This is a genomic window from Nocardioides sp. (assembly GCF_025965415.1).
In the GTDB taxonomy this organism is placed as follows: domain Bacteria; phylum Actinomycetota; class Actinomycetes; order Propionibacteriales; family Nocardioidaceae; genus Nocardioides.
Window position 1 is genome coordinate 1 of record NZ_JAOPWY010000055.1, and the last position, 8,841, is coordinate 8,841.

Consider the following 8,841-nt stretch of genomic DNA (forward strand, 5'->3'; position numbering starts at 1 on the left):
CGGCGTCGGCGTCCTCGTCGCTCCCAACTTCTCGATCGGCGCGATCCTCATGATGCGGTTCGCCACCCGGGCTGCGCCTTTCTTCGACTCCGTCGAGGTCGTCGAGATGCACCACCCCGACAAGGCCGACGCGCCGTCGGGCACCGCACGGCGCACGGCGGAGCTGATCGCCGCGGCACGCCGCGACGCCGGCAGCGCACCGATGCCCGACGCGACCTCGACCGGCCTCGAGGGCGCCCGAGGTGCCGACGTCGACGGCGTCCGGGTGCACGGGCTGCGGGTGCGCGGGCTCGTGGCCCACCAGGAGGTCATCCTCGGGGCGGCGGGGGAGACCCTCACCATCCGGCACGACTCCCTGGACCGCATCTCGTTCACCCCCGGCGTGCTCGTGGGCGTGCGGGCGGTCGCCGAGCACCCCGGGCTGACGGTCGGGCTCGAGCACTTCCTCGACCTCGGCTGAGCCCGGCGCGCGTAACCTCCCGCCGCGGCCCCTCGTTGGGCCAGTGGGGCCGCACCCACTCGGGGGCGCGGTCGACCTTCTCGGAAGGCACCACCATGCGCAGAACCGCAGGACTCGCCGCGTTCGCCGTCGCCGCTGCCACCGCAGCAGCGCTGCCGCTGACGACGGCCTCGAGCGCCCAGGGCGCCCCGACCGCGACGCCGACGTCCGTCCGCGCCGACCTGACCGGCGACGCCCTCGCGGCGCTCCGCCGCCACCCGGGCGCGGCCCGCACGAGCGACGGCCAGGACTTCGTCCCCGGCGCCGCGCTCGTCGACCCCGACGGCAGCAGCCACGTGCGCTTCGAGCGGACCCTCGACGGACTCCGCGTCGTCGGTGGCGACCTCGTCGTCCACCGCGACGCAGCCAACGGCTGGGACGGCGTGAGCCAGACCCTCTCCTCCCCGCTGGCCCTGGGCACCCGGGCCGCCGTCCACGAGACCGCCGCGCTGCGCACGGTCCTGACCCGCAACGCCCGCACCGCCGCCGTCCGCGGTGACGACGAGGCCGAGGCGAGCGAGCTGGTCGTGGACGCCACCGGCGCCACCCCGCGGCTGGCCTGGGAGGTCCTCACCGGCGGCACCCAGGCCGACGGCACCCCGTCGCGGCTGGCGACCTACGTCGACGCCCGCACCGGCATGGTGATCCGCAGCGAGCAGCAGATCGTCAACGTCGACGGGCAGGGCCAGACCCTCTACAGCGGCACCGTCCCCCTGCAGGTCAGCGGCTCGGGGTCGTCCTACACGCTCAAGGACGCCACGCGCGGTGGCACCTACACCACAGACCTCAACAACAAGACCGACTCTGTCCTCTGCCAGCTCTTCGGCAGCGGCTGCGCCACCGGCACGACGTTCACCTCCACGACGACCACCTTCGGCAACGGCACGAATGCCGACCGCGCCACCGCCGGGGCCGACGCGCAGTACGGCTCCAACGTCACGTGGGACTACTTCAAGGCCGTGCACGGGCGCAACGGCATCTGGAACGACGGCCGGGGCTCCTTCAACCGGGTCCACTACGGCAGCGGCTACGTCAACGCCTTCTGGGACGGCACCAAGATGACGTACGGCGACGGCGACGGCACCGACTTCGGCCCGCTGGTCTCCCTCGACGTGGCCGGCCACGAGATGTCGCACGGCGTCACCGAGAACTCCGCCGGCCTCACCTACTCCGGCGAGTCGGGCGGCCTCAACGAGGCCACCTCCGACATCTTCGGCACCCTTGTGGAGTTCCACGCCGCCAACGCCAGCGACCCGGCCGACTACCTGATCGGCGAGGAGTTCGACCTGAAGAACCACGCCGGCTTCCGGCGCATGGACCGTCCCTCGTCGGACGGCAGCTCGCTCGACTGCTGGAGCTCGACTGCCAAGGACGTGGACGTGCACTACTCCTCGGGCATCGGCAACCACTTCTTCTACCTGCTGGCCGAGGGCAGCGGCGCCACGACCATCGGCGGCGTGGCGCACAGCTCGGCCACCTGCAACGGCTCGACGGTCACCGGCATCGGCCGCGATGCGGCGGCGAAGATCTGGTACCGCGCGCTCACCGTCTACATGACCTCCGGCACGACGTACGCCGGAGCGCGCACCGCGACGCTCAACGCCGCGCGCGACCTCTACGGCGCCGGCTCGGTGCAGCAGAACACCGTGAGTGCCGCCTGGAGTGCTGTCTCGGTCGGCTGAGCGACCGCCACCGTGGGGGGTGGGGGCGTCAGACGAGGCGGGCGAGTGCCGCCACGACTGCCGCCCCCACGACCACGACCAGGAACGGCATCCGCAGCAGCAGGGCGACCACGGCGAAGCCGAGCCCGAGGACGCGCGCGTCCAGCGTCAGCGCCGGTCCGTCGGACAGGACCTGTACGGCGACCAGCGCGGCGAGCAGGGCCACCGGGATCAGGTCCGCCACCCGCTCCACCGTCGCGTGGCTGAGGACCCGTTCGGGCAGGGACAGGCCCGCGAGCTTGAGGGCGTAGCAGCCGGCGGACGCCAGCAGGATCGTGGTCCACATCAGTGGTGCCCGCCCGGCACGTCGTCCGCCCCCGGGATCTCGGTGGGGTCCTGGCGCCTGGCGAGCACGCCGACCAGGACGGCGACGCCGCCGGCGGCCAGCACCGGCACGCCGGGCGCCGTGACCGGCACCACCGACAGGGCCACCGCGACCGCCAGGACGCCGACGAGGACGTTGCGGCGATCCTTCAGGCGCGGCCAGAGCAGCGCGAGGAAGGCGGCCCCGACCGCGGCGTCGAGCCCGAAGGTCCGCGGGTCGCCGACGGCCTCGCCGGCGACGGCGCCGACGGCGGTGGCGAGGTTCCACAGCACGAAGACCGAGACGCCGGTCGTGAGGAACCCCAGCCGGGCGCCCTCCGTGCTGCCGCGGTTGACCGCCATCGCGGTCGACTCGTCGATCAGCACCTGGGCGGCCGCCGCCCGGCGCCATCCGCGCCACCTCAGCAGGGGGGCCATCCGCAGGCCGTAGAGCGTGTTGCGGGTGCCGAGCAGCAGGGCGGTCGCCGCACCCGACATCGGCGACCCGCCGGCGGCCAGGACTCCCGCCAGGGCGAACTGGCTCGCGCCGGTGAACATCAGCAGGGAGAGCGCGCAGGTCTGCGCGACCGTCAGCCCGGACGAGACGGCGACCGCACCGAAGCCGACGCCGTAGGCCCCGGTGGCCACGCCGACGGCCAGGCCGTCGCGGATGATCCCCGAACGCTCAGCGGGGCTGAGGGAGGTCTCGGGCACGCCCCGAGGCTAGGCCATCCGTCGCGACCCGAAGGCGTGGTCTCAGTGCACGCGCCGGCGAGCCCGCGCCGTGCGCTTCTGCCGCTGGTGGAAGTCGTGCACCAGGACGAACGCCGCTGCCACGCCGGTCGCCGTCCCGGCCAGGACGCCGGCACGGACGTTGAGCGGGGCCTCCGGCATGACGCCGAACCAGAAGCCGATCCCCGTGCAGACCAGGAGAGCGGCGACGACCAGGACGAACCTGTGGAGTGCGGGAAGCGGACCGAGCATGTCGAACCCCCGTGCTGGACCGGCGGAGTAGCGGACCTCCATGGTGACGCTCGCCACGGGAAAATCAAGCAGCCTCAGGGGTGAAGTTTGCACCCCGCCGGGAGCGGCCCCGCGGCCGCCGGGCCGGTGTCAGCCGATGGCCGTGTGCAGGCGGACCTGCTTGACCGTGGTCGTCGCAGTGCCGTCGAGGTCGAGCTCGCGGTGGGCCGTGTCGGGAGCCCACCCGGCGTCGGTGAGGAAGGTCCGCAGCACATCGTCACCGGCATTGACCCAGGTCACGGCCCGGGTGAAGCGGTCGGCCGCCAGCGTGTCCACGGCCGCCTGCAGGAGCCGCGACCCGTGGCCCTTCCCCCGATCGGTGGGGTCGAGGGTCACCTCCGCCAGCTCACCGTCGGCCACCGGGTCACAGTCGGGATCGACGGCGGGGGAGGTCAGCGCGAAGCCCACGACCCGGTTGCGCTCGAGCGCGACGAGGACACGGTGACGGGCGTCGGCGGGCTTGACGAGGGCCCGGCGCCACTGGGCGCCGACGGCCTCGACGTCGGTGGGGATGGCCTCGGCCGGCAGCAGGTCGGCGTACAGCTCGGGCCACGCGCGCACCTGGACCGCGGCGATGCTGTCGGCGTCGTCGGCCCACGCGATGCGCACGGACACGTCCGCCGTGGGCCCGCCGCCGTGGCTGTGGCTCATCGGTAGGTCTCGGGCAGCTTCTCGCCGATCTTGACCTGGGCCTTGGGCAGGCGCATGAACTTCATCTGCAGCGAGCGCATGGCGGCGTAGAGGACGGCGCCCTTGGGGGACTCGTCGGGGAACCGCTCGGCGAGCGCCCGACGCACGCGGAAGCGCAGCATGATGATGTCGAAGATGATCACCATCACCGTGGTGAACAAGATGGTGTTGCCGAGCTGCACCTGCCCGGCGTAGCTCAGGATCATCGAGGCGATCAGCAGCGGCACCATCAGCTCGATGAACGAGAAGCGCGAGTCGACGAAGTCGCGCAGGAACCGGCGCACGGGGCCGCGGTCGCGGCTGGGCAGGTAGCGCTCGTCGCCGGTCTTCATCGCCTGGCGCATCTTCTGGGACGTGTCGCCGCGTGCGGCGCGCTGGGCGGCCATCTGCTCCTTGCGGGTCCGCGGCACCCTGGCCCTGGCCCGTGCCGCCGCCTCCGCCTCCTTGCGCGTCGGAGTGGGGCGACCCTTGCCGCTCACCTTGTCGGTGGTGGCCGGGGTCTCCGGCTCGGAGCTGGTACGACGGAACACGCGCGCTGCCTTCACATGGATCGGATGCTGGGGGCAGCCTATCGCCGCCGACCCCGGGGGACACGGTCGCGGGACATGCCCTACCTCCGGCTTGGGTTTGGTCCTAGGGTGAGAGGGACGACCCAGCCGTGACCGAGAGAGGGTTTCCACCCCGATGAGTCTCATGAAGCGCATCAGCCTGATCTTCCGCTCCAAGGCCAACAAGGCCCTGGACAAGGCGGAGGACCCCCGCGAGACCCTCGACTACAGCTACCAGCGCCAGCTCGAGCTCCTCTCCAAGGTGCGTCGCGGAGTCGCCGACGTCGCCACCAGCCGCAAGCGCGTCGAGCTGCAGGTCAACCAGATCGAGCAGCAGGCCGCCAAGCTCCAGGGCCAGGCCGAGAAGGCGATCGCCGCCGGTCGTGAGGACCTGGCGCGCGAGGCACTGACGCGCAAGTCCGGTCTCGCCTCGCAGATCACCAACCTCAAGGAGCAGCAGGCCACGCTCCAGGGTGAGGAGGAGAAGCTCGTCCTCGCGCAGCAGCGCCTGCAGGCCAAGGTCGAGGCCTTCCGCACCCGCAAGGAGACCATCAAGGCCACCTACACCGCGGCCGAGGCGCAGACGCGCATCGGTGAGGCGATGTCGGGCATCGGCGAGGAGATGGGGGACGTCGGTCTCGCCATCCAGCGCGCCGAGGACAAGACCGCGCAGATGCAGGCCCGTGGTCAGGCGATCGACGAGCTGATCGCCTCGGGCGCCCTCGACGACGCGTCGCAGCTCAGCGCCGGCGACGACATCTCCCGCGAGCTCGACGCCCTCAGCTCCGGCTCCGACGTCGAGGCCGAGCTGGCCCGGCTCAAGGCGGGCAGCGCCCCGCCCCAGGCCATCGAGGCCGCCGAGGACGGCGGCGACATCCTGGCCGCCGAGCCCGACGCCGTGAAGGTCGAGGGCGAGAGCACCGAGGGCGGGCGAGCATGATCGTCCGCATCCTCGGCGAGGGTCAGTACGACCTCGACGACCACGCCCTCGATGCCCTCAACGGTCTCGACAGCCAGATCGAGCGGGCGATCGAGTCGGGCGACGAGTCGATGTTCCGCATGGCACTCGAGGGACTGCTGGCCGCGGTGCGCTCCAGCGGCACCCACCACGACCCCGACTCGCTCGACGAGTCGGACCTCATCCTGCCGCCGCCCGACGCGACGATCGACGAGGTCCGTGAGCTCCTGGGCGACGACGGCCTGATCCCGGGCTGAGGAAGCCTTGGCCCACTCCCGCTTCATCAAGGACACCGGCCTCACCGCCAGGATGACCCTGACGATGTTCCTGCTCGGTGCGCTGTTCGTCGGACTCGTCGTGGGCCTGATCCAGGTCGTCGGATCCGGCTACGCGCCGCTCGTGGCGATCATCGCGATCGGCATGGCGTTCTGGCAGTGGTGGAGCTCCGACAAGGTCGCGATGCGCGCGATGCGCGCCCGGGAGGTCACGCCCGAGGAGGCCCCCGAGCTGCACGGCATGATCGACCGGCTGTGTGCCCTAGCCGACATGCCCAAGCCCCGGGTGGGCATCGCCGACATGGCCGCGCCCAACGCCTTCGCGACCGGCCGCTCGCCCGACCGCGCGGTGGTGTGCGTGACCACCGGGATCCTGCGGACCCTCGACGCCGAGGAGCTCGAGGCGGTCCTGGCCCACGAGCTGAGCCACGTCGCCCACCGCGACGTTCTCGTGATGACGGTGGCCTCCTCGGCCGGCATCGCGGCCGGGCTCCTCATGCGCTTCGCGCAGTTCGGCGGGATGGGACGCTCCCGCAACAACAACAGCGCCTTCCCGGCCGTGCTGGTCGCGCTCCTCGTCAGCCTCGTGGTGTACGCCGTGAGCTTCCTGCTCCTGCGGCTGCTCTCGCGCTACCGCGAGCTGAGCGCCGACCGGGCCGGCGCCTACCTCACCCTCAAGCCCGCGGCTCTCGGCTCGGCGCTGCAGAAGATCAGCGGCGAGGCGGCCGCCACGCCGTCGCGCGACCTGCGCGCCGGGAACGCGGTCAGCGCGCTGTGCATCGTCCCGGCCGTGCGCGGCACCGGGCTCAGCGGGCTGATGGCCACGCACCCTCCGCTGCAGCAGCGCCTCGAGCAGCTCGCCCGGATCCAGGCCGAGCTCGGCCGGCCCACGGGCTGAGGAGGAGAGCCCGGATGGGACTGTGGGAGACCATGCGCGCGCGGACACAGCCCAAGCGCAACCACCTCGACGCCCTCTTCCTGGTGCCGAGCGCCGCGATCACGCTCCAGACCGCGCTCGGCTTCGAGCCCACCGGCGTGGGATCTGTCTGCTACCGCTCTGCCGCGGGCGCGGCGTTCGCCCAGACCCAGGACGACGTGCTCGCCCTGATCCGCGACGATTCCGAGGCACCCGAGGTGACCCTCACCCAGGACGACTTCGGCTTCACCTGGCTCGTGGTCGCGGGCGACCCGAACGACATGGCGGGGCTGTGCACCGACCTCCACGCCGTCAACACCACCCTGGAGCTCAACGGCTTCGAGGGCGGCCTACTCTGCTCGATGGTGCCCTTCGTCAATCCTTCCGGGCAGCGGTTCGGACTGACCTACCTCTACAAGCGGGGCACCTTCTACCCGTTCGCGCCCAGCGGGGAGCAGACCCGCGACACCCTCCTGGAGCTGTCCGTGCGTGACCAACTCGACAAGGAGCTTCCGATGGAGCCCGACCTGCAGCGCTGGCTGGCCGTGTGGAAGGCGCCGGGCCTGTGAGCGTCGAGGCCCGTGACCACCAGCGCGAGCAGGCCCTGGCGACGTACGACGTCATCGGCGGTCCGGCGCGCCGCGAGCTCGACGCGCTGGTCGAGCTGGCCGCCCAGGTGGCCGACGTGCCGTTCGCCGCGGTCAACCTGCTCAGCACCCACTCCCAGCACCAGGTCGCTACTGCCGGGTTCACCGGGGTGGACTCCCCGATCGAGGACTCGATGTGCCGAGTGGTCGTGGACTCCGGCCAGCCGATCATGCTGGAGGACGCGCGGCTCGACCCCCGGTTCGCCGACAACCCCTGGACCACCGGCGAGGCCGCGCAGGTGAAGTACTACGGCGCGCACCCGTTGCGCACTCCCGCGGGCGTCGTCATCGGCACCCTGTGCGTCTTCGACGACGAGGCGCGCGAGGTCACCCCCGAGAAGGCCAGGGCCCTCGCCCAGCTCGCCGACCGGGTGGTCGACGTGCTGGAGCTCGAGCTCGCCTCGCGGCAGCTCCGCGAGGCCAACGCGCGGCTCAGCACCTCCAACGAGCGGCTGGCCCACTTCGCCGGGCAGGTCAGCCACGACCTGAAGAACCCGTTGACCTCGGTCTCGCTGTCCCTCGAGTCGCTCGAGCTCGACGTCACCGAGCCCTACCACGCCGACACCGTGGCCAGGGCCCGTCGCGGTGTCGACAGGATGACGGGGCTGATCAACAACCTGCTGGAGTTCGCCGCCCGGGGTGCTGCGCCCGGCGACGACCTCGTGGACCTCGAGGCCGAGCTCGAGCTCGCGCTCGACGACCTCGCCGGCCGGCTGCCCCGTGACTGCGTGGTGTCCGGCACCCTGCCGATGGCACGCGGTGACGCCGCACAGCTCCGGTCGGTCCTGATGAACCTCATCGACAACGCGGCCAAGTTCACCGAGGACGGTCAGCGGCCCGCCATCGAGGTCGACGCGCACCCGGCCGGCGGGCGTCAGCGGATCGAGGTGCGCGACCGGGGGCGCGGCGTCCCCGCCGAGCAGCGCGAGCGGGTCTTCGCGCCGCTGGCCCGGCTCGACAAGAGCGTGGAGGGCGTCGGCATCGGCCTCGCGACGTGCCGCCGGATCGTCGAGGCGCACGGCGGCTCGATGGGTGTCGACGCCCGGGAGGGCGGCGGCTCGGTGTTCTGGTTCGAGCTCCCGGTCGTCGACGACGCCGGCCGAACCGTCGCGGCCGACCTGGCCGGACGCGACGCCTAGGTGTACTGATCGGGCACGTTGGTCGAGATCGTGTGACGACACGATCTGAATGAGCTTGGAAGGCGAAGACCTCCGGGCGTGGAGTGGAGCTGTCTAAGAACCGCTTCCACCACCTGGAGGTC

At 72.1% G+C, this 8,841-nt stretch carries 12 protein-coding genes; 7 read left to right on the forward strand and 5 right to left on the reverse strand.

Translation table 11 applies throughout. The features are described 5' to 3' along the window. Positions 1-460: 4-hydroxy-tetrahydrodipicolinate reductase (dapB, locus tag JWN97_RS06265; RefSeq protein WP_297620024.1), on the forward strand; the 460-nt coding region annotated here is incomplete at its 5' end. A 95-nt stretch (positions 461-555) separates the two neighbouring features. Then, positions 556-2,181 (forward strand): M4 family metallopeptidase, encoded by a 1,626-nt coding sequence (locus JWN97_RS06270; RefSeq protein WP_297620027.1) that lies wholly within the window; start codon positions 556-558, stop codon positions 2,179-2,181. A gap of 28 nt (positions 2,182-2,209) precedes the next feature. Here JWN97_RS06270 and JWN97_RS06275 read toward each other — a convergent pair whose 3' ends face one another. From JWN97_RS06275 to JWN97_RS06295, 5 genes are all read right to left on the reverse strand, one after another. Beyond that, complete coding sequence (locus tag JWN97_RS06275) at positions 2,210-2,506, reverse strand: AzlD domain-containing protein (RefSeq protein WP_297620030.1); 297 nt, start codon at positions 2,504-2,506, stop codon at positions 2,210-2,212. Continuing rightward, positions 2,506-3,237, reverse strand: a complete 732-nt coding sequence (locus tag JWN97_RS06280) for an AzlC family ABC transporter permease (RefSeq protein ID WP_297620033.1) — start codon at positions 3,235-3,237, stop codon at positions 2,506-2,508. The genes JWN97_RS06275 and JWN97_RS06280 overlap by 1 nt, the downstream gene beginning before the upstream one ends. 42 nt (positions 3,238-3,279) lie before the next feature. Further along, positions 3,280-3,564, reverse strand: a complete 285-nt coding sequence (locus JWN97_RS06285) for a hypothetical protein (protein WP_297620036.1) — start codon at positions 3,562-3,564, stop codon at positions 3,280-3,282. A 72-nt stretch (positions 3,565-3,636) separates the two neighbouring features. Next, positions 3,637-4,197, reverse strand: a complete 561-nt coding sequence (locus tag JWN97_RS06290) for a GNAT family N-acetyltransferase (RefSeq protein ID WP_297620039.1) — start codon at positions 4,195-4,197, stop codon at positions 3,637-3,639. Continuing rightward, positions 4,194-4,766, reverse strand: coding sequence for a DUF3043 domain-containing protein (locus tag JWN97_RS06295; protein ID WP_297620042.1), 573 nt, complete (start codon positions 4,764-4,766; stop codon positions 4,194-4,196). The genes JWN97_RS06290 and JWN97_RS06295 overlap by 4 nt, the downstream gene beginning before the upstream one ends. Positions 4,767-4,920: 154 nt before the next feature. Here JWN97_RS06295 and JWN97_RS06300 point away from each other — a divergent pair, with 154 nt between their 5' ends. From JWN97_RS06300 to JWN97_RS06320, 5 genes are read left to right on the forward strand one after another with little or no spacing between them, the layout of a single operon-like run. Beyond that, positions 4,921-5,724, forward strand: a complete 804-nt coding sequence (locus tag JWN97_RS06300; RefSeq protein WP_297620045.1) for a PspA/IM30 family protein — start codon at positions 4,921-4,923, stop codon at positions 5,722-5,724. After that, on the forward strand, positions 5,721-5,999 hold the full coding sequence (locus JWN97_RS06305; protein WP_297620048.1) for a hypothetical protein: 279 nt from the start codon (positions 5,721-5,723) through the stop codon (positions 5,997-5,999). Before JWN97_RS06300 ends, JWN97_RS06305 begins: the two co-directional genes overlap by 4 nt. 7 nt (positions 6,000-6,006) lie before the next feature. Beyond that, the gene (htpX, locus tag JWN97_RS06310; RefSeq protein ID WP_297620051.1) at positions 6,007-6,915 is read left to right on the forward strand and encodes a zinc metalloprotease HtpX; all 909 of its coding nucleotides are present in this window, start codon (positions 6,007-6,009) and stop codon (positions 6,913-6,915) included. 14 nt (positions 6,916-6,929) lie between these two features. Then, positions 6,930-7,502, forward strand: a complete 573-nt coding sequence (locus JWN97_RS06315; protein WP_297620054.1) for a hypothetical protein — start codon at positions 6,930-6,932, stop codon at positions 7,500-7,502. Continuing rightward, complete coding sequence (locus JWN97_RS06320; protein WP_297620057.1) at positions 7,499-8,719, forward strand: GAF domain-containing sensor histidine kinase; 1,221 nt, start codon at positions 7,499-7,501, stop codon at positions 8,717-8,719. Before JWN97_RS06315 ends, JWN97_RS06320 begins: the two co-directional genes overlap by 4 nt. The last annotated feature ends 122 nt before the right edge of the window (positions 8,720-8,841 follow it).